General features: G+C 62.5%; 18 protein-coding genes and 1 pseudogene. 6 read left to right on the top strand and 13 right to left on the bottom strand.

The window, feature by feature from the left end:
* Window positions 1-129: 129 nt before the first annotated feature.
* The 4 genes from AC1VON_RS15765 to AC1VON_RS15750 all read left to right on the top strand — a co-directional run bounded on the left by AC1VON_RS15765 (window position 130) and on the right by AC1VON_RS15750 (window position 2616).
* The gene (locus AC1VON_RS15765; protein WP_172351299.1) at window positions 130-417 is read left to right on the top strand and encodes a hypothetical protein; all 288 of its coding nucleotides are present in this window, start codon (window positions 130-132) and stop codon (window positions 415-417) included.
* 1017 nt (window positions 418-1434) lie between these two features.
* Window positions 1435-1650 carry a hypothetical protein gene (locus AC1VON_RS15760; RefSeq protein WP_483126338.1) on the top strand — a complete coding sequence of 72 codons (216 nt, stop codon included), beginning with the start codon at window positions 1435-1437 and terminating at the stop codon, window positions 1648-1650.
* 4 nt (window positions 1651-1654) lie between these two features.
* The gene (locus AC1VON_RS15755; RefSeq protein ID WP_483124149.1) at window positions 1655-2092 is read left to right on the top strand and encodes a hypothetical protein; all 438 of its coding nucleotides are present in this window, start codon (window positions 1655-1657) and stop codon (window positions 2090-2092) included.
* Between the two features lie 179 nt (window positions 2093-2271).
* A complete protein-coding gene (locus AC1VON_RS15750) occupies window positions 2272-2616 on the top strand; it encodes a hypothetical protein (RefSeq protein WP_483124148.1) in 345 nt (114 codons plus the stop codon).
* A 46-nt stretch (window positions 2617-2662) separates the two neighbouring features.
* Here AC1VON_RS15750 and AC1VON_RS15745 read toward each other — a convergent pair whose 3' ends face one another.
* From AC1VON_RS15745 to AC1VON_RS15730, 4 genes are all read right to left on the bottom strand, one after another.
* On the bottom strand, window positions 2663-4282 hold the full coding sequence (locus AC1VON_RS15745; protein ID WP_483124147.1) for an ABC transporter ATP-binding protein: 1620 nt from the start codon (window positions 4280-4282) through the stop codon (window positions 2663-2665).
* Between the two features lie 33 nt (window positions 4283-4315).
* Entirely contained in the window at window positions 4316-5437 is a 1122-nt protein-coding gene (locus AC1VON_RS15740) for an ABC transporter permease (RefSeq protein WP_483124146.1), read from the bottom strand.
* Window positions 5430-6353: an ABC transporter permease subunit gene (locus tag AC1VON_RS15735; RefSeq protein WP_483124145.1), complete on the bottom strand. Its 924-nt coding sequence runs from the start codon at window positions 6351-6353 to the stop codon at window positions 5430-5432. The genes AC1VON_RS15740 and AC1VON_RS15735 overlap by 8 nt, the downstream gene beginning before the upstream one ends.
* A gap of 162 nt (window positions 6354-6515) precedes the next feature.
* Window positions 6516-8108: a peptide ABC transporter substrate-binding protein gene (locus AC1VON_RS15730; RefSeq protein ID WP_483124144.1), complete on the bottom strand. Its 1593-nt coding sequence runs from the start codon at window positions 8106-8108 to the stop codon at window positions 6516-6518.
* A 283-nt stretch (window positions 8109-8391) separates the two neighbouring features.
* Here AC1VON_RS15730 and AC1VON_RS15725 point away from each other — a divergent pair, with 283 nt between their 5' ends.
* Window positions 8392-8838: a TadE/TadG family type IV pilus assembly protein gene (locus AC1VON_RS15725; RefSeq protein WP_172353020.1), complete on the top strand. Its 447-nt coding sequence runs from the start codon at window positions 8392-8394 to the stop codon at window positions 8836-8838.
* Complete coding sequence (locus AC1VON_RS15720) at window positions 8839-10608, top strand: hypothetical protein (RefSeq protein WP_483124143.1); 1770 nt, start codon at window positions 8839-8841, stop codon at window positions 10606-10608.
* 52 nt (window positions 10609-10660) lie between these two features.
* Here the strand turns inward: AC1VON_RS15720 and bglA are convergent.
* The 9 genes and pseudogenes from bglA to AC1VON_RS15675 all read right to left on the bottom strand — a co-directional run bounded on the left by bglA (window position 10661) and on the right by AC1VON_RS15675 (window position 25745).
* Window positions 10661-12317, bottom strand: a pseudogene (gene bglA / locus AC1VON_RS15715) (beta-galactosidase BglA).
* Entirely contained in the window at window positions 12317-14317 is a 2001-nt protein-coding gene (gene glgX, locus AC1VON_RS15710) for a glycogen debranching protein GlgX (protein WP_483124142.1), read from the bottom strand. The pseudogene bglA and the gene glgX overlap by 1 nt, the downstream one beginning before the upstream one ends.
* A gap of 199 nt (window positions 14318-14516) precedes the next feature.
* Complete coding sequence (locus AC1VON_RS15705; RefSeq protein WP_483124141.1) at window positions 14517-16145, bottom strand: alpha-D-glucose phosphate-specific phosphoglucomutase; 1629 nt, start codon at window positions 16143-16145, stop codon at window positions 14517-14519.
* A 3-nt stretch (window positions 16146-16148) separates the two neighbouring features.
* Complete coding sequence (glgA, locus tag AC1VON_RS15700) at window positions 16149-17594, bottom strand: glycogen synthase GlgA (protein ID WP_483124140.1); 1446 nt, start codon at window positions 17592-17594, stop codon at window positions 16149-16151.
* Between the two features lie 65 nt (window positions 17595-17659).
* The gene (glgC, locus tag AC1VON_RS15695; protein WP_172351310.1) at window positions 17660-18925 is read right to left on the bottom strand and encodes a glucose-1-phosphate adenylyltransferase; all 1266 of its coding nucleotides are present in this window, start codon (window positions 18923-18925) and stop codon (window positions 17660-17662) included.
* A 53-nt stretch (window positions 18926-18978) separates the two neighbouring features.
* Window positions 18979-21192, bottom strand: coding sequence for a 1,4-alpha-glucan branching protein GlgB (gene glgB / locus AC1VON_RS15690; RefSeq protein ID WP_483124139.1), 2214 nt, complete (start codon window positions 21190-21192; stop codon window positions 18979-18981).
* A gap of 106 nt (window positions 21193-21298) precedes the next feature.
* Window positions 21299-23767 (bottom strand): glycogen/starch/alpha-glucan phosphorylase, encoded by a 2469-nt coding sequence (locus AC1VON_RS15685; RefSeq protein ID WP_483124138.1) that lies wholly within the window; start codon window positions 23765-23767, stop codon window positions 21299-21301.
* A 131-nt stretch (window positions 23768-23898) separates the two neighbouring features.
* A complete protein-coding gene (locus tag AC1VON_RS15680) occupies window positions 23899-24708 on the bottom strand; it encodes an ATP-binding cassette domain-containing protein (RefSeq protein WP_244493895.1) in 810 nt (269 codons plus the stop codon).
* On the bottom strand, window positions 24684-25745 hold the full coding sequence (locus AC1VON_RS15675; RefSeq protein ID WP_140768752.1) for an ABC transporter permease: 1062 nt from the start codon (window positions 25743-25745) through the stop codon (window positions 24684-24686). The genes AC1VON_RS15680 and AC1VON_RS15675 overlap by 25 nt, the downstream gene beginning before the upstream one ends.
* Window positions 25746-25771: the final 26 nt, after the last annotated feature.

Raw genomic sequence — 25771 nt, 5'->3', positions numbered from 1 at the left:
GGCAATGCGATCGCCCGACCTTCGACTTGCCCTTAGGCATCCCTACTGCCTTGGGAAAACCCCGGAACCAAAGCGGCCAGCCGCAGTTGTATCCACCGAAGGGCTATTCAAGTAAGTGGAGAAAATATAATGAAAACAATGATCATGTGCGCGTTGGCGCTTTCCGTGGGATTGCCGGTCGTGGCGTCGGCAGCCGAGGCCGATGTGGTTATCAGGACCCATCATCGACACCACCACAAGGTCAGGATCATCAACGAGGATGGACAGCGCCTGCATCACCGTCACCACGGCACGGTCGCGTTCTACGACCATGGCCGCCGGCATCATCACCATCGTCGAGACGCCCTCGTGGTCACGGGTTCCGTCTCCACACACCATCACCGCCATCCCGTGGTGATCGAGAACGGCGGCTACTGATAACACGGCCGCTGGCCCGGCTTATTACCAGGAGTCGGGCCAATTCGCGCGATGGTGCTGGTCCAATACCCCTCGCCCGTTAGTCACCGCCGAGCTTGACTTACCCATCGACAGGCTGGGCCACCAGCTTCAGGGTTGTGATCGGCGGCGTCTTTCGAAGATGTCGATCTTGCGGCTGTATGTCATCCGAATTTGGTTGTCACAACCTTCACAGGTCAGCGACTTGATGCTCTTTATCAGACGGCCTTTACGGATCATCATTCGGTTGCATCGAGGACATTGGATCATCATGTCATCATCATACCGGTCCGGTGAAAGTGCCATATTCGCCTCCCAATGATGCTGGCAAGCAACGTACGTGCCGCGTGGATATCTCGGTTGTGATGTGTGGAGCGGCCGGCGTTAATCGAGCGTGATCTATTGGCTCACGATCCGCGATTCCCGTCTGGCATCGGAGCCACGTGTTTCTGCGTCTGCGATAGAAAAAGAGCCTAAGCTGCGAAAGCCGGGAGTATCGCGGAAAAGCTAACTCCGGCTTTGCCGTGGGGCCGTACGACAGTGGGCTCGAAAATCCGTGGTCGCGGAAGCCTTCTTCTGCTCCCCGACTTGAGACTGAGGGTTCGCTCGCCGCATGGAAGCGGCGGGCGAACCCTATCGGCGCAGGAAGGGACATAGCTGCGCCAATCTGCAGGACACTCGTACTCGATCTCTCGGATGGTCAGCCAAGAGTTATTCCAATCGCCATGAAGGTGATGGCCACCGCGAAGATCAGCGCGAGCAACCAGCGCGCTTGGCCAACACTCTTTTCCATCAGTTTCTCCTGAACATGCAGCGGACAACGGCTGCGAACGGGGGGCTGTTCCAGGCAGCATCACAGGTAGGACCATTGCATTTTACAGCCAGACTTAAGTCCAGCTCCCTACCAGACCGAAGCCCAGCTCGGGAACGATTACGCTTCGACTCTGTTCGGTGACTGGGCGCGCGAGGGCGATCAAGCGAATTTGGATGAAAGTCACCATGTCGAACAGCGAGGCCGCAAGATCCGATGCATTGGGGACGCGCGTAGCCGCCCTCGAGGCCAGGATGCAGCAAGCCCGGATTACCATGAGCGAAATGAAGACATTCCAAAAGGTTGCGGCCATGATGGAAGACGGGCAGGGCAGCATCGATGGCGACGATTTGATCGCCGCGTCCTTCGTGACCGGCACGTTGCTCGACAAGGAAACGCTCTGAGACCATGCGGACCATTAGCAGGCTTTTTGATTCTCATGCCGAAGCGGGCCGGGTTGCTGGAGAACTGGTGGCGGCTGGTGTTCCTCACATTCAGATTGCCATTATTGGCCCCTACCAGGATGAAATCGGAGTTCTAAAGTCTCCGGGCGTCATTCTCGGTCTGGTCGGTGCGGCATTGGCGTGCCTTGGTGCCGTGGCCGTCTACGGTGTCAATTCCCTTCACGCCGGATTACCGGCAACAGCTGTGATTTGCGCGGTCTGTGGCGGCGCTTGCGGGTTGCTCGGCTCATTCATCACGACTGCTGCCAAACCCGACGATCTGAGCGTCGCCGAGGGGATCGTCCTGGTGACGGCCCATGTCGATGAAAACAAGAGCGGCATCGCCCAGACAGTGCTCCGTGGTGAGCCCCCGCTGGCCGGACTTGTCGCCGAAGCAGCATGAGAATCCCTGGAGATGACAGGCCGACAAGCCGTGCGAACGAGAGAGCGCCGGCAGACGACATCTCGTCACGACCGGCACGGATTGCGATCGGGCTCGACAGCAGGCGCAAACTTTGTCGAAATGGGCATCGGCTCTAGGCAATTCGATGAAAGCCGGTAAGCTGGCGACCGGATGCGGACATGAATTTTATCTCAACGACAGCCTGGACACCGGTTCTTGTGATTGCCGTGCTTCTCGTGGCCGGCTGCTCCTCGATCGGCAGAACGGTAGATCCGGCGAAGTACGACAAGATGACCTGTGTCGAGCTCAACAGCGCGCTGGGCGAAACCGCCAGCGAAATCTCGCAAACCGCGATTACGCGCGGCAAGGTCGCCAACACCAATGTTCCGCGCTGGCTGCTTGGCGGCTCGCGGGTGAAAACCGCCGTCGCCAATCGGGAAACAGCCAGGATAGACCGGCTGAAACAGCAGCAGGATGCCATTGCCGCTGCGCGCGCACGCAAGTGCCCGAGGTCTGCGGGCTGAGCGAACGGAGGCCGCCACGATGATTGCCTTCAGTTGAAGCGCCGCCTCACGCGCTCAGCCGAAAGCGCGTCACGTCGATCGCCGCGTTCATCAGAGTCTGCGTGTAAGGCGCTTGCGGGTTGCTGAAGATCGCCTCGGTCGGCCCCTGCTCGACGATCTTTCCCTGCTTCATGACGATGATGTAGTCGGCCATGGCGCGCACCACGGCGAGGTCGTGGCTGATGAAGAGGTAGGACAGTTCATGGTCGGCCTGCAGCTTGCGCAGCAGTTCGACGATCTGCTTTTGCACCGAGCGATCAAGCGCGGAGGTCGGCTCGTCCAGCACGACCATTTTGGGCTTCAGGATCATCGCCCGGGCAATGGCGATGCGCTGCCGCTGGCCGCCCGAGAATTCATGCGGGTAGCGGTTGCGGGCGTTGGGATCGAGCCCGACTTCGCGCAAGGCCTCGACCGCGCGCTGGTCACGCTGCTTGCTTGAAAGGTTCGGCTCATGCACCAGAAGGCCTTCGGTGACGACCTGGCCAACGGTCATGCGCGGCGACAACGAGCCGAACGGATCCTGGAAGACGAGTTGCATCTGGCGCCGCAGCGGCCGCATCTCCTGCCGGTCGGCCGTGGAAATGTCGCGATCGCCAAAACGGATCAAACCATCGCTCGGCAGCAGCCGCAGCAGGGCGCGACCGAGTGTTGATTTGCCCGAACCGGATTCGCCGACAATGCCGATGGTCTGGTTGCGCTGAAGCCGGATCGAAATGTCATCGACGGCACGCAGCATCAGTGGCTCGCCGGCCAGAAACCCACCGCCGATCCTGAATGTGACTTCGACATTCCTGCCTTCGAGCACCACGGGCGCATTGGCCGGCGGTGGCGCCTTGGTTCCCGTCGGCTCGGCCGCCAGCAGCATCTTGGTGTAGGCGTGCTGCGGGTTTGCGAAAATCGCTTCCGCCTCGCCTTCCTCGACGACCTCGCCCTGGCGCATGACATAGACACGGTCGGCGAAACGCCGGACGATGCCAAGATCGTGGGTGATGAAGACGATCGCCATGCCGAGCTTGCGCTGCAGTTCGGCGAGCAACATCAGGATCTGCGCCTGGATGGTCACGTCGAGCGCCGTCGTCGGCTCGTCGGCGATCAGGATGTCGGGGTCGTTGGCCAGCGCCATGGCGATCATAACGCGCTGACGCTGGCCGCCGGACATTTCGTGCGGATAGGACTTCATCCGCCGCTCGGGGTCGGGGATGTGCACGAGGCGTAAAAGCTTGAGCGCTTCTTCGCGTGCCTCAGCGGCATTCAGGCCGCGATGCCGGCGGATCGGCTCGATCAGCTGGTTGCCAATCGAATAGAGCGGATCGAGCGAGGTCATCGGCTCCTGGAAGATCATGCTGATCTTGGCGCCGCGCACCTTGTTCAGGTCGGATTTGCTCAGTGTCAGCAGATTGCGGCCGCGATAGTCGACATGGCCCGTGGCTTCGCCATTCGAAGCCAGCAGGCTCATCGCCGCCATCATGGTCTGGCTCTTGCCGGAACCGGACTCGCCGACCACGGCAACGGTCTCGCCGGCATTGACGTGGATGTTGATGCCCTTGACCGCCTCGACGGCGCCGTCGAGCGTGCGGAAGCGGACGCGCAGGTCCTTGACGCTGAGAATCGTTTCGGGAGTAGCCATGTCAGCGATCCCCATCTTTATCGATCCTCCATCTCAGCGATCCCTTGGGTCGAGCGCGTCGCGCAGGCCGTCGCCGACGAAATTCAGGGCGAACAGCGTCGAGACGAGGAAGAAGGCGGGGAACAGGAGCAGCCAGTTTGCGGTGCCGATGTTCTTAGCGCCAACCGAAATCAGCACGCCCCAGCTGGTCATCGGCTCCTGCACGCCGAGGCCAAGGAACGACAGGAAACTCTCCAGGATGATGACCTGCGGCACCAGCAGCGTCATGTAGATCACCACCGGGCCGAGCAGATTGGGGATGACATGGCGCAGCAGGATGCCGCGCTGGCCGACGCCCATGGCTTCGGCCGCCTGGACATATTCCTGGCGGCGGATGGACAGCGCCTGGCCGCGCACGATGCGGGCCATGTCGAGCCACAGCACCGCGCCGACGGCCAGGAACATCAGCACGAAGTTGCGGCCGAAGAACACCACCAGCATGATGACGAAGAAGATGAACGGCAAGGAATAGAGCACATCGACGATGCGCATCATCACCTCGTCGATCTTGCCACCGGAAAAGCCGGCGGCGGCGCCATAGATCACACCAATCACCACCGCCACGACTCCGGCGAGCAGGCCGATGGCCAGCGAGATGCGCCCGGCCATCAGCGTGCGCGACAGCAGATCGCGGCCGGTGTTGTCGGTGCCAAACAGGAAATATTGCTGCTTGACCGATGTGCTCATCGTCACCTCGAGCCCGTCGGGCGATTTGGTCTCGATCTTGGTGTCGTCAAAGGCATCGGAGCGGTCGAGGTAGCGGATGTTGCGATCATCGATCGGCTTGATGGAGGTGACCGTGACCGTGACGCGGCTGCCTTCCTGATGCCATTCCTTGAGGTCGACACGCATGCGCTTGATGGCGTCCGTGAGCGCGCCCTGGATCATGTCTGGCTTCGGGTAGGCCGATAGGCTTGGCGGCATGCGCACATAGTCGGCATAGATAGTCGTGTATTGATGCGGCACGAACCAGGGGCCGAACACGCTGACGATCCCGATCAAAGCGAGATAGTAGAGGCTGAACATAGCGGCGCGGTTGGCCTTGAGGCGCGCCCAGGCATCGCCCCAGAGCGAGCGACCAACGATGGTGGGAGCCGTGGCTGCGATGTCAGTCATAGCGCACCCTCGGATCGACGACCGCGTACATGACGTCGACGATCAGGTTGAAGACGATGGTGAAGATGGCGATCACCACCACCGTCCCCATCACCAGCGTGTAGTCGCGGTTGAGCGCGGCATCGACGAAATAACGGCCGACGCCTGGAATGGAGAAGATCGTCTCGACGATGACGGAACCGGTCAAAAGGGCGGCCGCCGCAGGGCCGGTAAACGAGACGATCGGCAGGATGGCGCCGCGCAAGGCGTGCTTGACCACCACCGACCAGTCGGAAAGGCCCAGCGCGCGCGCCGTGCGGATGTGATGGGAGCGCAGAGATTCGATCATCGAGCCGCGCATCAGGCGGGCAACGATGGCGATCTGCGGCAAGGCAAGGGTGAGCACCGGGCCGACCTTGTTGATGAAGGCGCCATCGCCCCAGCCGCCGATCGGCAAAAGCTTCCAGGTCAGCCCGAAGAGGAGCTGGATAACCGGCGCGATGACGAAGGTCGGTATGGTGCTGCCGGCGGTCGCCAGTGCAATCACCGTATAGTCGCCAAGCTTGTTCTGGTTGAGTGCGGCAATGGTGCCGAGCACGGAACCCAGCAGCAGCGCCAGGACCAGCGCCGAGGCGCCGAGTTGCACCGAAATGGGCAGGCCCTTGGCGAACAGCTCTGTGACGGTGAAGTCCGGCATGTTGTAACTCGGGCCGAAATTGCCGCGCAGGAGATTGCCGAGATAGTGAACATATTGCAGCCAGAGCGGGTCGTTGAGGCCGAACTGGGCTTCAAGGTTGGCCTTGATCTCGGGGCTCAGCCCCCGCTCCTGGTTGAATGGGCCGCCTGGCGCGACGCGCATCAGGAAAAACGCCATCGTCACGATGACGAACAGCGTCGGTATGGCGGTCAAAAGCCGCCGGAATACGTATCGCAGCATCGGTGCCCCGCTTGATCCGGACACGCCCATCCCTTTGGATGACTGTGCTCCAGCCTTCAAATCTTCGCACCGGATTTTCCGAAAATCGATTGCGCTTCCCGGGCCGATGCGATGGCAAACCAGCACCGCCGCGCAAGGAGTGCGCGGCGGCTTGGCCAGGGATCAGTCCTTGCTGACGAAACGCGACGGATGGATGTCCATCACATTGTCGACGAAGCCATGCAGCTTCGAGGACACGATGTCGTGGTAGCTGTAGTAGAGAAGCGGAATCTGGCCGACATCGTCGACGAGAATGCGCTCGGCCTCGGAGAGCTCCTTCATGCGCTCCTCGGGCTTGCCGCCGGCGGCGGCTGCCTTGTCCATGGCCGCCTCATAGGCCGGGCTGTCATAGTTCGAATAGTTGTTGCCGCTCGCCTTGCGCGAGATGCCGAGGAAGGTTTCCGGATCCTTGTAATCGGCGATCCAGGCGGCACGCGCCACGTCATAGTCGCCCTTCTGCTCAAGGAAGGAGTAGTGGGTCTTGGTGTCGGTGTTGAGCAGCGTGACGTCGACGCCAAGCGGCTTCAACTGCTCCTGGATGGCAACCGCCGTGTTCTTGTGGTTCTCCGAGGTGTTGTAGCGGATTTCCATCTTCAGCGGATGTTCGGGCGTGTAGCCAAGCTTCTCGAGGATTTTCTTGGCGGCGTCCTCGCGATCGATCTGCGGCATGTCGGCGTATTTGGCCATTGCGGGCGTGTAGCCCTCGATGCCGGGAGGCACCATGGAATAGCCGGGCAGCATCGAGTTCTGCCAGACCTTTTCGGCGATGAAGTCGCGGTCGATCGCCATCGAAATGGCGTTGCGCAGTTCAGGGTTGTTCCACGGCGCCTTGTCGGTCTTGATCGCGTAGTAATAGGTGCCGAGATATGGGCCGACATGGATCTGGTCGCCGAACTTGGTCTTGAGGTCGGCGAGCTGTTCGGTCGGCAGATCGTCGTAGCTGTCGAGTTCGCCGGCTTCGAAGCGCTTCATGGCCGAGGAGCGATCTTCGGTCGGGATGTAGTTGACCACGTCGAACTTGACGGTCGCCGCGTCCCAGAATTTCGGATTCTTGACCAGTTTCATATGGTCGTTGGGGACCCATTCGGCCAGCGTATATGCGCCGTTCGAAACAAGGTTGCCGGGCTTGATCCAGTCAGCGCCGAGCTTTTCGATCGAGGCCTTGCTGACCGGATAGGTCGCCTGATGGGTCAGCATCTCCAGGAAGTAAGGCGTCGGCGCCTTCAGCGTCACTTCCAGGGTGTTGGCGTCGATCGCCTTGACGCCCATGTCCTCGGGCTTGCCCTTCTGGGTGTTGACGTCCTCCGCACCCTTCACCGGATAGAGCATCGAGGCATATTCGGCGCCGGTCGCGGGGTCTTCCAGCCGATGGAAGGCGTAGACGAAGTCGTCGGCCGTCACCGGGCTGCCGTCCGACCACATGCCGTCCTTGCGCAGCTTGAAGGTGTAGACGGTGCCGTCGTCCGATACCGTCCAGCTTTCGGCCGCGCCCGGAATGAGGTTCGCCTTCTCGTCCTGCATGACCAGTCCCTGGAACAGGTCGCGCAACACATTGGCTTCATAGACCGTCGAGGTCTTGTGCGGGTCGACCGATTCCGACTCAGCGGCGGTGCCCCTGTTATAGACGGTCTCCGCGAAAGCCGGCGTGTAGAACGCACCGGCGGCTACGGCCATGGTGGTGGCGAACACCGTCGCCTTCAGCATGTTTTTCAGCATGAAGTTCTCCCTGTCGGCGCTGCCGTCGGCGCGCCTTTTCGTGTTGACGCCCCGGGACCGATATCTGGTTCCTTCAAGCGCGCCGCCGGTTCCCTCCGGCAGCTGGTGGCAGGAGACTAGACAGGAGGTAAGCTGTTTTCAACCGAGTACTGATTGACCCTAAGTCAATCCTCCCAACCGAAGAAGCAACGGCTAAATTAGAGCGGCTTTTTCAATTGTACGCATCCCCTGGTTGTACCCAGAGTTTTCGCTTTCTGCATGCGAATTTTGGCATGCTGCTATCATGGTTCAGAACCTCATTTCCACGGCCCGAAGGCGCGCATTCCGAACAGACGATTCGGGAACTTCAGCGGTCGAATTCGCTTTGCTGTCGCCGCTCTTTATCCTCCTGCTACTCGGAATGGTTGCGTACGGCATCTATTTTGGCGCCGCCAACTCGATCCAGCAGATCGCGGCCGACGCCGCCAGGACGGCCATTGCCGGATTGAACCAGACCGAGCGGCAAACGCTGGTGGCCTCCTTCCTCACCAACAATGCCGGCGGCTACCCCTTCGTGGACGCCAGCAAACTGACCTACCAGGCCAATGACAGCGTGGCCGATGGAAGCCAGTTCGTGGTGTCTATCTCCTACGATGCGCGCAACCTGCCGATCTGGAATCTCTTCCCGGGCATAGCCATGCCGGGGACCACCATCAAGCGCCAGTCAACGATCAGGGTCGGGGGAATCTGAATGCCGCAGCGTCGGGGCAAGGGCATCGGCCGGCTTGTACGGTCGATGCTGGGCGACAGGAATGCGAACTTTGCCGTCATGACGGCACTGAGCGCGCCGGTCGCGCTGGCGCTGGCCGCGGTGGCCATCGATGAAGCCTCCATCTATACCGAACGCCGCGAAGCCCAGGCGATGGTCGATCTGGCGGCGATCACCGCCGCATCGAACATCAACAATGTCAACACGGCGGTCGTGACCACGCTCACCGACAACGGCATGCCAGGCGTCGTCGTTCAAGCCTCGGGCCAGACCATCCCTCCGGCCGTCGGAAAGACGGTGGTGACGGTCACAAAGGGCCGATATGCCTCATCGACCACCAATGTCACCCAACGCTTCCAGGCGGGCGTGACACCTTACAATGCAGTGCGTGTCACGCTGGCGAAAATCCCCGCCCGCTATTTCGCGAGCTCGCTCATCCCCACTCCGGTCATCGGCACCCAAGCCACGGCCAGCATGACGCCGCAGGCCGCATTCTCGGTCGGATCGAGACTGCTCAGCGTCAACGGCGGCATCCTCAACGCGCTTCTAAGCGGACTTCTCGGCGGCAACATCTCGCTCAGCGTCATGGACTATAACGGGCTGATCTCGGCCGACGTCAGCGTGCTCTCCTTTGTCAGTGCCTTGGCCACACAACTGAACATCACCGCCGGCACCTATTCGAACGTGCTGGCCTCGAAGGCGACTGTCGGCCAGATCGCCACCGCCATGGCCAACGTTCCTGGTCTCGGCAATACGGCCAAGGTCGCCCTGCAGACCATCGCCACCAAGTCGACGAGCACGGTCAAGATCCCGCTCAGCAGTCTTATCGACCTTGGTTCCGTCGGCAGCCTGGGCCTCGGACAACAGCCGTCCGGCCTTGGGGTCGACGCAAGCGCCATGGGGATGCTGACCGCCGCCGCCGTGCTCGCCAACGGCACCAGCCAGGCGGCGGTCGATCTCGGCGCCACCATTCCCGGACTGCTCTCCACCAAGCTCAACATCGCCATTGGCGAGCCGGCGCAATCCTCGCCCTGGCTGGCGATCGATGGCATCGGCACCACTGTGCGGACGGCCCAGACGCGCATCAAACTGACGGCCTCCGTCGGTGTCGGCACCCCCGGCCTCGGCGGCGGCATCAGCCTCTTGGCCGTCAATCTGCCGCTTAATGTGGAAGTCGCCTACGCGGAAGCGAAGCTGACCGACATTACCTGTCCGACAGGGCCCTCCAGCATCAGCGTTTCCATCGCCGCACACCCCGGCATTGCCCAGCTGAACCTGGCAAACAGCAACAATCCCTCCGGTTTCGCCAATTTCAGCCAGCCGCAGACCTTCACCGACGCCGAGATCGCGGATGTGAGCCTGAAGCTCCTGCTGATCAATATCCCGCTGATCCAGGTGATGGGTTCGGCCGCGACCGCGATCACCAACAACAGCCCGCAAACACTGACCTTCAACGCCACCGATATCGCCAACAAGACGATCAAGACCGTTTCGACGCGCAACATCTCGCAGTCGCTCACCACGTCACTGGTCAACAATTTGTCGCTTTCGGTCGGTGTGCTTGGTCTCGGCATCGACCTCACCGCCCTGCTCGGAACGGTCAAACCCGCGGTGGTGGCGGTGCTGAACACCGTAACGGCACCCGTCGACGATTTGCTTTACAACGTGCTTTCGGCCCTGGGTGTCGGTGTCGGCCAGGCCGACGTTCGTGTCACCGGAGCAACCTGCGGACGCGCGGTGCTGGTTCAGTAGGGCGTCTTTCGGCCAAGCGAATGGCTTGGCCGAAAGACGGTTGAACCGCCGCTCAATCGAGCCGGCCAAGGAAGCAACCGAGAGCCGGCAGCGAGATCGTCTCTTCCTCGACAGCCGCGGTGCCACCCAAGACAGCAGCAATTGCTTCGATATCCCCGGGCAACGGCCAATTCGCCGGCTCCCTAGCGAAATTGAAGACACAGAGCAGCCTCTCACCGCTGCCTTCGCGGATGAAGGCGAGCACGTCACCCTCGGCGTCGAGAAAGCGGATCGAACCGCTCACCAGCGCTGGATGGCGCCTGCGCAAGGCAAGCGTCGAACGGTAGGCTGACAGCACAGATTGGTCGTTGCCGTTCTGCACATCGGCGGCACGGGCGCGATGGCTGGCCGGTACCGGCAGCCAGGGCCTGGCCGTCGAGAAGCCCGCATTGTCGGCGCCGGCCTCCCAGACCATCGGCGTGCGGCAACCATCCCTGCCCTTCACGCCGGGCCAGAAGCGGATGCCGACGGGATCGCGCAGATCCTCATAGGCTAGCTCCGCCTCTTCCAGGCCAAGCTCTTCGCCCTGATAGAGGCAGATCGAGCCGCGCAGGCAGGCGAGCAGCATGATCGAGAATCTGGCCACCGTGTCGGGATCGCCATCCAGCCCTGTCCAGCGGCTGACATGGCGCACCACGTCATGGTTGGAGAACGCCCAGCAAACCCAGCCGTCGACGACCGCATGTTCGAAAGCCTCGACGCAGCCGCGCACATGCGCCGCCGAAAATTGCGAACCGAGCAGGTCGAAGGTGTAGCACATCTGCAGCTTGTCGCCACCGGAGGTATAGGCGGCCAGCGTCTGCAGCGAGCGGCCCTCATCGCCGATTTCACCAACCGCGGCACGGCCCTCATACTCGTCCAGCAATGCCCGGAAACTTCCGAGAAAAGCCAGCGTTTCCGGCTGCGTCTTGTCGAACAGATGCTCCTGGTAAAGGTAGGTGTTGGTCTCGCCATTGGTGCCGGCGACACTCGACGCCAAGGGCGGATTGCTGCGTAGCCAGCGGTCGTGGACATAGTAGTTGACGGTGTCGAGCCGGAAACCGTCGACGCCACGCTCCAGCCAGAACCGAACCGTGTCCAGCAGCGCATCCTGGACCTCCGGATTGTGGAAATTCAGGTCGGGCTGCGAGGCCAGGAAATTGTGCATGTAATATTGCCGGCGAGTTCGAATCCCACTCCCAGGCCGGGCCACCGAAGACGGACAGCCAGTTGTTGGGAGCGTTGCCGTCGGGCTTCGCATCGGCCCAGACATACCAGTCGGCCTTGGGGTTGTCGCGGCTGGCGCGGCTTTCGATGAACCATTCATGCTTGTCGGATGAGTGCGACAGCACCTGGTCGATGACGACCTTCAGGCCCAGCCGGTGCGCTTCGGCGACCAGGATGTCGAAATCCTCCAGCGAACCGAACATCGGATCGACGTCGCGATAGTCCGACACGTCGTAGCCCATGTCGGCCATCGGCGACTTGAAGAAGGGTGACAGCCAGACGGCATCGACGCCAAGCGAGGCAATGTGGGCGAGCCTTGCCGTGATACCCCTGAGATCGCCGCTGCCATCGCCGGTCGTGTCCTGGAAGGAACGCGGGTAGACTTGGTAGATGACGGCGCCGCGCCACCACTCGGCCCCCTGCCCCGCCCCCGGGTCGGCAGGGTTGGCATCTTCATCGGCCATCACGAACCCTTCCCGGCGCCGCCCTTTCCGGTCCGGCGCTCGATCATGAAATTGACGCCGCGGCCCGGCATTGGCCGCGCAAGGTCGACCGCCTGCGTTTCGATCGCCGGCTGCCATCGGAACCCTTCCCGCTCGGGCAAGGTGAAGACGCATTGGCGGCGATCGCCGTTGATGATGACGGCAAGGCGGCCGCCGCCTGAATCGCCCAACAGCATGACGAGGCGATGTCGGCCGGGATCGTTCCAGTCCGCCTCGGCCAGCGGCATGCCGGTCTCGGTCAACCAGGCGACGTCGGGGATGCCTGGAGCCTCGGCCGATTGTCCCGTCAGGAAATGCGTGTCCGACAATGCCGGGACGGCACGGCGTAGTGTGGCCAGCGCCGATACGTAATGCTCCAGCACCTGGTCGCGGCCCGTCCAATCCAGCCAGGTGATGGCGTTGTCTTGCGCGTAGGCGTTGTTGTTGCCGTTCTGGGTACGACCAAATTCGTCGCCCGCGGTCAGCATGATGGTGCCCCGCGAGGCAAATAGTGTGGCAAGCAGCGCGCACTGGTCTTCGAAGCGAGCTTCGCCGATCGCCGCGTTGTCCGTCTCGCCCTCGGCGCCATTGTTCCAGGACAAATTGTCGTTGTGGCCATCACGATTCTGCTCGCCATTGGCCGCGTTATGCTTACGCTCATAGGCGACGATATCGGCCAGCGTCATGCCATCATGCGCGGCGATGAAATTGACCGTGCGGCTGGCCGGCTGGCCTGCCTTGCCAAAAACATCTGATGAGCCGGCAAGCCGGGTCGCCAACGCTCCAACCGCGCCGACGTCGCCACGCCAGAAGCGTCTGGCATCGTCGCGATAGCGATCGTTCCATTCCAGGAAGCGCGCAGGGAAATTGCCGAGCTGATAGCCGTCCGGGCCGATATCCCAGGGTTCGGCGACCAGCACGCGATCGGCAAGGACTGGATCGCCAGCGATGGCCTCGAGCAAGGGCGCGGCGGGATCGAACATGCCGTCCACGCGGCCCAGCACCGGTGCCAGATCGAAGCGAAAGCCGTCGACGCCGGCATGGCGGACAAAATGGCGAAGCGTGTCGAGCACCATGTCGCGCACCACCGGATGGTCGCACGCGACCGTGTTGCCCGTGCCGGTGTCATTGACCAGCCTGCCATCCGGCTGGTGCCGGTAGTAGGCTTGATTGTCGAGGCCGCGCAACGACAGCGTCGGCCCAAGCCTGTCGCTTTCGCCTGTGTGGTTGAAGACGAGATCGAGGATGGTGCCGATGCCGGCCTGGCGCAGCGTCGCGACGGTTTCGCGCAATTCGGCCAGACCGCCGGGCGCCAGCCGTGGATCGAGCGCCATGAAAGTGACGGGGTTATAGCCCCAGGCGTTGCTCAGGCCCAGCGGTGGCAGATGCCGCTCGTCGATCGACGCCGTCACCGGCATCAGTTCGACGGCGGACACACCGAGGCGCTTCAGATGCGCGATGATGGCGGGGTGGGCGAGCGCTGCGAGGGTATCGCGCTGTTCTTCCGGCACATCGGGGTGGAGCTTCGTGAAGGAGCGGACATTCAGTTCGTAGATCAAGCCGCCCGGACGAAACAGCGGCGGCAGCACAGGCACTGCCTCGGGCAAGGCCCTTGCCACGGTCTTGGGCATCAACGGCGCGGTGTCCGCGCCCTCGTTACGCCGCGCGGCGAGCCGCCAGTGGTAAGCATAAGGCCGGTCGATTTCCGCGGCGTAGGGATCGATCAGCAGCTTGTCGGGATCGAACCACAGCCCAAGCTCGGGCGCATAGTCGCCATCGGCACGGAAACCATATCGCGTGCCCGCGGCAAGGCCGGAAACGAAGAGCGCATGCACTCCCTCGCCTTCCGGCTGGAGCTCCAGCCGGTCGATTTCCCGATTGTCTTGCTCGTCGAAGATAGAGACCCAGAGGCGACGGGCCGACGAAGACCAGGCGGCAAAGCGGATGCCTTCGGGGGTGTTTGTGGCGCCGAGTTGGGTCATGCGAGCGCCTCCCCTTCTCCCCTTGTGGGAGAAGGTGGATCGGCGCGCAGCGCCGAGACGGATGAGGGGTGTGTGACGGAACGAGGCGTTGGCAATCTCGATCGAAGAACGCGCCAAGCTGGAGCACCCCTCATCCGACCTCGCTTCGCGAGGCCACCTTCTCCCGCAAGGGGAGAAGGGAAAGCCCTCACCGCCACCCTCAAGTAATCACGCTCGGCTTGTTGCGACCGGTGTGGCTCTTGATCCCGGCAATGTCGTCGGCGGCGGCGATGAGGTCGGCGAGTGCGACCTGGGTGTCGAGATCGTGCCGCGCCTTGTCCGGCTCGTAGCGCTCGATATAGACGCGCAAGGTGGCACCTGAAGTACCGGTGCCGGAGAGCCGGAAGACGACGCGAGAACCGCCTTCGAACAGCACCCTGATACCCTGGTGCTCGCTGGTCGAGCCGTCGACCGGGTCATGATAGGCGAAGTCGTCGGCCTTGGTGACCTTCAGGCCGCGCACGCTGGTGCCGGGCAGCGAGCCGAGCTTGGCGCGCAATTCGTCGACCAGTGCATTGGCGCGGTCGCTCTCGACCTCTTCATAGTCGTGGCGCGAATAGTAATTGCGCCCGTAGGCCGCCCAGTGCTCGGTGACGACCTGCTTGCAGCTTTCGCCGCGCGCGGCAAGGATGTTGAGCCACAAGAGCACCGCCCAAAGGCCGTCCTTCTCGCGGACATGGTTGGAGCCGGTGCCCGCACTTTCCTCGCCACAGATCGTCGCCATGCCGGCATCGAGCAGATTGCCGAAGAACTTCCAGCCGGTCGGGGTCTCATAGATGCCGATGCCGAGCTTTTCGGCGACCCGGTCGGCCGCGCCACTGGTCGGCATCGAGCGGGCGATGCCCTTCAGCCCGTCCTTGTAGCCGGGCGCCAGCCGGGCATTGGCGGCGAGCATCGCCACCGAATCCGACGGGGTGACGAAAATGCCCTTTCCGATGATCAGATTGCGGTCGCCGTCGCCATCGGAAGCGGCACCAAAATCCGGCGCATCCGGCCCCATCATCTCATCATAGAGGTGCTTGGCATGGACCAGGTTCGGATCGGGATGATGGCCGCCGAAATCGGGCAGCGGCTTGAAGTTGCGGCAGGTGCCGTTGGGCGCGCCAAGCCGGTTTTCAAGGATCTCCTTGGCATAGGGACCGGTCACCGCGTGCATGGCGTCGAAGCGCATGCGGAAGCCCGACTTGAACAGTTTGCGCAACGCGTCGAAATCGAACAGGCTTTCCATCAGTTCGGCATAGTCGGCGACCGGATCGATGATCTCGACCGTCATGCCGGCGGCCTTGATCGTGCCGATCGTGTCGATGTCGATCGGATCGATGTCCGATGTCTTGAAGCTCGAAATCGCCTTGGTCTTGGCGAAGATCGCGTCGGTCAGCTTTTCCGGCGCCGGGCCGCCATTGCCGGCATTGTACTTGATGCCGAAATCCTCGTGCGGGCCGCCCGGATTATGGCTGGCAGACAGGATGATGCCGCCGAAGGTCTTGTATTTGCGGATGACATGCGAGGCGGCGGGCGTCGACAGGATGCCGCCCTGCCCGACCATCACCTTGCCGAAGCCGTTGGCGGCGGCCATGGCGATCGCCTTCTGGATGACCTCGCGGTTGTAGAAGCGGCCGTCGCCACCGATCACCAGGGTCTTGCCCTTGAACCCGTCGAGCGCGTCGAAGATCGACTGGATGAAGTTCTCGGCATAGTGCTCCTGCTGGAACACAGGCACCTTCTTGCGCAAGCCCGACGTGCCGGGCTTCTGGTCGGAGTAGGGTTTGGTGGGGACGGTGCGTATCATGCTTCAGGCAACCCTTTTCGAAAGCAGCAGGCGATAGAGTTCAACGTATTTTTCGGCGCTTCGATCCCACGACACGTCGGTCTTCATGCCCTGGCGCTGGATGGTTTCGAAGACCGCGGGGTTGGCGTAGGCTTCGGCCAGGCGGCTTATGGCGTGCAGCATCGCGCCGCCGTTGTTGGGTGCGAACTGGAACCCTGTCGCCACGCCGGCCGCCATCGCTGCTTCATTGGCGTCGATGATGGTGTCGGCGAGGCCGCCGGTGCGGGCAACCACCGGTACGCAGCCGTAGCGCAGGCCGTAGAGCTGCGTCAGTCCGCAGGGTTCGAAACGTGAGGGGATGACTATGGCGTCGCAGCCACCCTGCATGGTGTGCGACAGCCCTTCGTCGTAGCCGACGACCACGCCGATGCGGCCACGGTGGCGTGCGGCGGCGGCAAGCAATGCGCCTTCCAGGCCGGCGTCGCCCGAGCCCAGTATGGCCAAACGTACACCGGTCGCCACGACACCGTCGATCACCGTCGCCAATATGTCCATGCCCTTCTGCCAGGTCAGCCGGCTGATGACGCAGACGATGGGGCTGTCGTCGCGGTCTAGGCCGAAGCGATCCTCCACGGCGGTCTTGTTCGGTGCCCGCGCCTTGAGCGTGGCGGCCGTATAGTTCGATACCAGATGCCTGTCTGTCTCCGGATCCCAGATGGCCGTGTCGATGCCATTGACGATGCCGTAGAGATCGCTGGACCGCATGTTGATCAGGCCGTCGAGACCCATGCCGAACTCCGGCGAGCGGATCTCCTGCGCATAGGTCGGGCTGACGGTGGTGATCGCCCAGGCGGCCTGCAGGCCGGCCTTGAGGAAGCCGACGCCGCCATAATATTCGACGCCGTCAAGGGCCATCGCCACCGCGGGCAGACCGAGCTCGCCGAAGATGCCGGCGCCGAACTGGCCCTGGAAGGCGAGATTGTGGACGGTCATCATCGACGGCGTGCCGACCGCCTTGCCGTAGCGCATATAGGCCAGCGTCATCGCCGACTGCCAGTCATGGGCATGGACTATGTCTGGCAGGTAGCCCGAGATGGCGCCGCCGGCGATATCGGCGCCGGCCTGGCTCAGCGCCGCGAAGCGCCGCCAATTGTCCGGCCAGTCCGCGCCCGAAGCATTGCCATAGGGACCACCGGGACGGTCGAACAGATGCGGCGCGTCGAGCACGAAAAGATCGAGCCCGGCAAGCTCGACAGAGTGGATGGAGGCCTTACCGCCCTGCAGCAACGGATACTGGTAGACGGCCTTCCTTTTCTTGAAGCCTTCCATCACCACGGGAAAGCCTGGAATGAGCGTGCGCATGGCCATGCCCTTGGCCGCCAGCGCGACGGGCAGCGCACCGGTCACATCGGCCAACCCGCCGGTCTTGATCAGCGGAAATATCTCGGGCGTGACAGACAGAACCTGCATGCGTCTAACCGATCCTGTTCTGAGCAATTCCGGAAACCCGTTCTCACACTTTTCCTGGAATTGCTCTAGAGCCCGAGTTTGTTGATCATGTCCTGTGTGACCAGGCAGATGCCTTTTTCCGAAACGCGGAAGCGCTTGGCGTCGAGCACGGGATCCTCGCCGACCACCAGCCCTTCCGGTATCCTTACACCGTGGTCGATGACGACGCGTTTCAACTTTGCGTTTCGTCCGACATGAACATCGGGCAGCATGACGACCTCTTCCAGCGTCGAATAGGAATTGATGCGCGCGCCGGTAAAGATCAGGCTCTTCTTCAGCGTCGCGCCGGAGACGATGCAATCGCCCGAGACCAGGGAGGAAACGGCCGAGCCGCGCCGGCCATCCTCGTCATGGACGAATTTTGCCGGCGGCTTCAACTCGGCATAGGTCCAGATCGGCCAGTCGCGGTCGTAGAGGTCGAGCTCCGGCGTCACGTCGGTCAAGTCGATATTGGCTTCCCAATAGGCGTCGACCGTTCCGACATCGCGCCAGTAGGCTTCGTTCTCCGCGGTCGAACGCACGCAGGACTTGGTGAAGCGGTGCGCGATCGCCTTACCATGCTGGACGATATAGGGGATGATGTCCTTGCCGAAATCGCGGCTGGAGCCGGGCTCGGCGGCGTCGCGGCGCAGTTGCTCCATCAGGAACTTGGTCTTGAAGACGTAGATGCCCATCGAGGCCAGGGCGAATTCCGGGTTACCCGGAATGCCGGGCGGATCGGCGGGCTTTTCGACGAAGGCGATGATGTTGTCCTTGGCATCGACATGCATGACGCCGAAGCCTGTCGCTTCCATGCGCGGCACTTCGAGGCAGCCGACGGTCACGTCGGCATTGGCGTCGACATGCTGGCGCAGCATCATCTCGTAGTCCATCTTGTAGATGTGGTCGCCGGCGAGGATGACCATGTATTCCGGGCCATAGGCCTCGATGATGTCGATGTTCTGGTAGACGGCGTCCGCCGTGCCCTCATACCACTGCGTTTCCGACACACGCTGGCTGGCGGGAAGGATGTCGAAGCTTTCGTTTCGTTCGGGCCTGAGGAAGTTCCAGCCGCGTTGCAAATGGCGGATCAGCGAATGCGCCTTGTACTGGGTGGCGACGCCAAGGCGGCGAATGCCCGAGTTGAGCGCGTTGGAGAGCGCGAAATCGATGATGCGCGTCTTGCCGCCGAAATAGACCGCCGGCTTGGCGCGACGATCGGTCAGTTCCTTGAGGCGGCTGCCACGGCCGCCGGCCAGTACATAGGCCATGGCATCGCGCGCCAGCGGCTGGATCCGTTTCAAGTCTGCCATTTCCACCCTCCCAAGTTACTCAGTCTCGCCATGTTGTTCCGGCCTTGACGGGCTCAGTCGGCAACGAGTTCGAGCATGATTGTCGACAGCGGCGGCAAAAGCATCGTTGCCGAGATGCTCTTGCCCTCAAGCCTTGCCTCGACCATGCCGCCATTGCCCATGCCGGAACCGCCATATTCGGATGCGTCGGTGTTGATGATCTCGCGCCACTTGCCGACCTTCGGCAACGGCACGCGATAATTGTCGCGCGGCACCGGCGTGAAATTGGAGATGACGGCCACCGGGCTGCCGCCCGGCGCGTTGCGCAGCCAGGCGAAAACCGAATTCTGGCTGTCGTCGACGATCAGCCAGGAAAACCCTTCCGGCTCGCAGTCGCGGCCGTGCAGCGCCGGGCGCGACCTGTAGAGATAGTTGAGATCGCGCACCGTCTGCCAGACGCCGCGATGCGGGCGGAAATCGAGCAGGTTCCAGTCGAGCGCGCGTGCCTCGCTCCATTCGCGGCGCTGCGCGAACTCCTGTCCCATGAACAACAGCTTCTTGCCGGGATAGCCCCACATGAAGCCGTAATAGGCGCGCAAGGTCGCGAATTTCTGCCAGTCGTCGCCGGCCATCTTGCCCAGCAGCGTGCCTTTGCCGTGCACGACCTCGTCATGCGAGAGCGGCAGCACGAAATTCTCCGAGAAGGCGTAGGTCAGGCCGAAGGTCAGATCGTTATGGTGGTGCTTGCGGAAGATCGGCTCCTTGGAAAAATACTCCAGCGTGTCGTGCATGAAGCCCATGTTCCACTTGAAGCCGAAACCCAGCCCGCCCTCATGCACAGGCGCCGAGACCTTCGGCCATGAGGTGGATTCCTCGGCGATGGTCATCACGCCCGGATGGTGGCCGTAGACCTCCTTGTTCATCCTCTGCAGGAAGGAGACCGCCTCGAGGTTCTCGCGGCCGCCCTTCTCGTTGGGGATCCATTCGCCGGCCTTGCGCGAATAGTCGAGGTAGAGCATCGAGGCGACCGCATCGACGCGCAAACCGTCGACATGGTATTTCTCGGCCCAGAACAGCGCGTTGTTGACCAGGAAAGACACCACCTCCCGGCGACCGAAATTATAGATCGCGGTGTTCCAGTCGGGATGAAAACCCTTGCGCGGGTCGGCATGTTCGTAGAGCGCGGTGCCGTCGAAATGGGCCAGTCCATGCGCGTCGACCGGAAAATGCGCCGGCACCCAGTCGAGGATGACGCCAACGCCGGCGCGGTGCGCCCCATCGACGAAACGGGCAAAGCCGTCCGGATCGCCGAAGCGGGCCGACGGCGCATAGAGCCCGGTCGTCTGATAGCCCCAGGACGGATCATAGGGGTGTTCGGAGATCGGCATGAACTCGATGTGAGTGAAACCGGTCTCGACCACATAGGGGATCAGCCGGTCGGCCAGTTCGTCCCATGACAGGAACGTGCCGTCGTCGCCAAGCTGCCAGGACCCGGCGTGGACTTCGTAGATCGAAATGGCTTCGCGCCGGTGATCGGCATTGCGCCAGAAATTGCGGTGAGCCTCGTCGCCCCACTCATGCCCCGGCGGCACGGCAACGATCGAAGCCGTGGCCGGACGCAGTTCGGATTTGAACGCGAACGGGTCGGCCTTCAGCGGCAGTCTGACGCCATCGGGGCCGATGATCTCGTATTTGTAGGGTCGGCCGGCACCGATGTCGGGCACGAACAATTCCCAGATGCCGGTATCGCGGCGATCGCGCATCGTGTGACGGCGGCCATCCCAGTCGTTGAAATCGCCGACCACCGAGACGCGCCGCGCATTGGGAGCCCAGACGGCGAAATGCACGCCGGTAGCACCCTCGTGCTCGATGACATGCGCGCCAAGCTTGTCGAACAGCCTGAGGTGCGAACCCTCGGCGATATAGTAGTCGTCCATCGGCCCGAGCACCGGGCCGAACGAATAGGGATCGGTCAGCCACCAGTCGCCGCCGGCATTGCGCGCGTGGTAGCGCAGTGGTTGCCGCTTCTTGATCGACAGCTTGCCTTCGAAGAAGCCGGCATCATCCCGCTTGGACAACTCACCGGCCTCGATGCCCGTCAGCGTATAGGCGGCGACGGTTTCGGCATGCGGAACGAAGCAGCGGGCAAACAGGCTCTTGCCGATCTCGTGGACACCAAGGACTGCAAACGGATCCCCGTGCGTACCGGCGACAATCGCCGCAACATCGCTGGCTGGCGCCAGTCCGTCCGGCCCGCTTGTCGCAGCGGTCGCGCGCGGCTTCCTCATCAGGCAGTGTCCCTCCCAGGGCACCAGGTGTTTGTTTCTGGTGATGTGAGTTGACATTCAACCCGCATCACCGGGACCACGTTGTTCGTGGCCTCATGCAATCACATCAGACAGGCACGTTCCAGATTTCTTTCGCGTATTGGCGGATCGTGCGATCGGAAGAGAACCAGCCGACGCGCGCGACATTGCGGATCGCCCGGGCATACCAGTCCGGGCTGTTGCGCCAGACGGCGTCGACCTCGCGCTGGGCAGCGGTGTAGGCATCGAAATCGGCGGCGACCATGAACCAGTCGCTGTCGTAGAGGCCGTTGATAAGATCGCGGTAGCGGTCCGGGTCGTCCGGCGAGAAGACACCCGAGGATACGGCCGCGACCGCCTGCGCCAGTTCGGGGGAACCCTCGATCACGGCGCGCGGGTTGTAGCCATTGTTGCGCCGCTCGGCGACCTCGGCCGTCGTCAGGCCGAAGATGAAGATGTTGTCGTCGCCGACGCATTCCTTGATCTCGACATTGGCGCCGTCGAGCGTGCCGATGGTCAACGCGCCGTTGAGCGCGAACTTCATGTTGCCGGTGCCCGACGCCTCCATGCCAGCGGTCGATATCTGCTCGGACAGGTCGGCGGCCGGCATCATGATTTCGGCCAGGCTGACATTGTAATTCGGCACGAACACCACTTTCAGCAAACCGCGAACGGCTGGGTCGCGGTTGATGACCCTGGCGACGTCATTGGCGAGTTTGATGATCAGCTTGGCGTTGTGATAGCTGGGCGCCGCCTTGCCTCCGAAAAACTTCACGCGGGGCATCCAGTCACGCTCGGGATGCGAGCGCATCTGGTCGTAAAGCGCAACCGCCTCGAGGATGTTGAGAAGCTGGCGCTTGTATTCGTGGATGCGCTTGACCTGGATGTCGAACAGCGCCGAGGGATCGACCTTGATGCCGAGCCGGTCGGCGACGAGATTGGCCAGCCGCGCCTTGTTCTGTCGCTTGACACCAGCGAACTTCTCCCTGAACGCGCGGTCATCGGCAAGGCTGTCAAGCCCTTTGATGGCCTCGATGTCGTCCAGAAACCGGTCGCCGATCGCCTCGCGGGCGAGCGAGGTCAGTCCGGGGTTGCACTGGATCAGCCAGCGCCGCGGCGTGATGCCGTTGGTCTTGTTGTTGATGCGGTCGGGATAGAGCTTGTGCAGGTCGGCGAACACCGTTTCCTTCATAAGCTCGGTGTGCAGCGCCGAGACGCCATTGATGGAGTGCGAGCCGACAAAGGCCAGATTGCCCATGCGCACGCGGCGGTCGCCGTTTTCCTGGATCAGCGAGATGCGGCTGATCTGCTCGCCCGAGAACTGGTTGGTGGCGCGGGCCTCCAGAAGTACCTGCGCGTTGATGGCGTAGACGATCTGCATATGGCGCGGCAAAAGCCGTTCAAACAGCGGCACCGGCCAGCTTTCCAGCGCCTCGGGAAGGAGCGTGTGGTTGGTGTAGCCGAAGGTGCGCTTGGTGATGTCCCAGGCGAGGTCGAAGTCCATGCCGTGGACATCCATCAGGAGCCGCATGAGCTCCGGCACCGCGATCGCTGGATGGGTGTCGTTGAGGTGGATCGCGGCCTTGTCGGGCAGCGACTTCAGGTCGCCATATTGGCTCAGATGCCGCTGCGCGATGTCCTGCAGCGAGGCGGTGGAGAAGAAATATTCCTGCCGCAGCCTGAGCTCCTGCCCGGCGACATGGGAATCGGCGGGATAGAGCACGCGGGACAACGCGTCGGCCTTGTTGCTCTCGGCCAGCGCGCCGATGTGGTCGCCGGCATTGAACTTGTCGAGCAGGATCGGATCGACCGGCATGCCCGACCACAGCCGCAGCGTGTTGACGCGGTTTGCCCGCCAGCCGACGACGGGCGTGTCGTAGGCAACGGCCAGGACATGCTCGGTCGGCTTCCAGACATGGCGCTCGAGCCGTCCATCCTTTGACGTGATGGACTCCACCGAGCCGCCGAAGCCGACCTCGAAGGAGCGTTCGCGCCGTTCGAACTCCCAGGGGTTGCCGTGATCGAGCCAGGTCTCGGGCAGTTCGACCTGCCAGCCGTCATGGATTTCCTGGCGGAACATGCCGTTGGCGTAGCGGATGCCGTAGCCATGCGCAGGAATGTCGACGGTCGCCATGCTTTCCATGAAGCAGGCGGCGAGCCGGCCAAGGCCGCCATTGCCGAGCGCGGCATCGGGCTCGAGCGCCGCGATGAGATCGAGGTCGACGCCGAGAGACGACAGCGCCTCGCGCATATTGTCCATCAGGCCGAGATTGGAGAAGGCGTCGCGCATCAGGCGGCCGATGAGGAATTCCAGCGACAGGTAATAGACGCGCTTTTCCTGCTGGTCATAGGCCTCTTTGGTTGCCTGCATCCAGTGATCGACGATGCGGTCGCGCACGACCTTGATCGAGGCGGTCAGCCAATCATATTGCGTCGCGACGGTGGTGTCCTTGCCGACCCTGTATTTGAGGGCCATCAAGACTTCCCTTGCGAGCGTCTTTGGATCTGGATTTTCGAGCAGTGGCGGAAGGGTTTCGGATGTCATCGCGCGCGTCATGCTGCCTCTCGTGCGGTTGCCACGATCATACCGGCTTTCACCATTCATCCCAGCCCATGTTACTGCATTGCAGCATATATTCAATCGATTTAGATTAAGGTCCGCCAGCTTACCCTGCGGCAATTTGGCGGTCAGGCGGCCAGCGCGGCCTCCGGAGGCGCCTTCGCGCCGGTCATGAAGGCGACCGCATCGGACATCGTATACTGCTTGGGATCGATGACGGCGAGACGACGACCGAGGCGGTGGATGTGGACACGGTCGGCCACCTCGAAGACATGCGGCATGTTGTGCGAGATCAGCACGATGGGCAGGCCGCGCTTCTTGACGTCGAGGATCAGTTCGAGCACGCGGCGGCTCTCCTTGACGCCAAGGGCGGCCGTCGGTTCGTCCATGATCACAACGCGGCTGCCGAAGGCAGCGGCACGCGCCACCGCGACACCCTGGCGCTGGCCGCCCGAGAGCGTCTCCACCGCCTGGCCGATGTTCTGGATGGTCATCAAGCCGAGTTCTGTCAGCTTGTCGCGCGCGCGCTTTTCCATCGCCGGACGGTCGAGCATGCGCAGCCATTGGCCGAGAAAGCCGGGTTTACGTATCTCACGGCCGAGAAACATGTTGTCGGCGATCGACAGTGCCGGCGACAGGGCCAGGTTCTGGTAGACGGTTTCGATGCCGGCTTCGCGGGCTTCCATTGGCGACTTGAAGGCAACGGTTTTGCCTTCAAGCCTTATTTCGCCTTCGTCAGGCACTACGGCGCCTGAAATCGCCTTGATGAGCGATGACTTGCCGGCACCGTTGTCGCCGATGACGGCGAGAATTTCGCCGGGGTAGAGGTCGAAGTCGGCATTGTCGAGGGCGGTGACGCGGCCATAGCGCTTGACCAAGCCACGCGCGGTGAGAATGGGCTCCTGGGTCATGACTATGCCGAAACCTTTCTGATCCATTGGTCGACCGCCACGGCGCCGATGATCAACACACCGGTGAGCAGCACTTTCCATTGCGGATCGGCGCCCAGCATGTTGAGTCCCATCGAGACGACGCCGACGATCATGGCGCCGAACAGCGTGCCCAGGATCGAGCCGCGCCCGCCGAAGAGAGAGATACCGCCGATCACCGTGGCGGTGATCGCCTGCAGATTGTAGTCGGTGACTGCCGCCGACGGCGAGATCGAACCGTTGCGGCCGATGGAGACCCAGGCGGCGAAAGCGGCGATCAGCCCGGCAAGAGTGTAGACGGTGACCAGCACCTTCTTGGTCTGGATGCCCGACAGCTTGGCCGCCTCCTGGTCGTCGCCGACGGCGTAGACATGGCGGCCCCAAGCGGTGTGGTTGAGCACGTACCAGAGGAGCAGCACCAGCGCGACCATGGCGATGACGCCTAGCGTCAGCACCGCGGTTCCGACCTTGAAGCTCAGGGCGAACAGATGCAGCAGCGGCGCCTGGGTGTCGACGTCGGTGTCACGGATCGTCTCGTTGGCCGAATAGATGAAGTTCGTGGCCATGACGATGTTCCAGGTGCCCAGCGTCACGATGAAAGGCGGCAGCTTCATGTAGGCGACCAGCAACCCGTTGAGCAGCCCGCAGGCAGCACCGGCGGCAAGCCCGATCGCCACCGCGAGCACGCTCGGCAGGCCGTAGCTGACGGCGCAATTGCCCATGATCACGGCTGAAATCACCATGATGACGCCGATCGACAGGTCGATGCCGGCGGTCAGGATGACCAGCGTCTGCGCAGCGCCCAGAATACCGACGATGGCAATCTGCTGCAGGATCAGCGTCAACGTGTAGGACGAGAAGAAGCGCCCGCCAATGGTGATGCCGAAGATCATGATCGACAGGACCAGCACGATCAGCGGCACCGCCGCCGGTGTCGAATGCAGGAAATGCTGGATGCGCCTGACTGCCGACTTGTGCTCGTCGAACGCAGCAACGCTGGTGTCGCTGCTCGAGAGAACTTTCTCGAATTCCTGAGCCTGAGACATGTTTCCTCCCCGTAGGGTGTCAGCCA

Source organism: Mesorhizobium sp. HAY1-8B, assembly GCF_056868045.1.
Note: the sequence above shows the minus strand (reverse complement) of the source record. Positions and strands in the feature narration are given on the sequence as shown.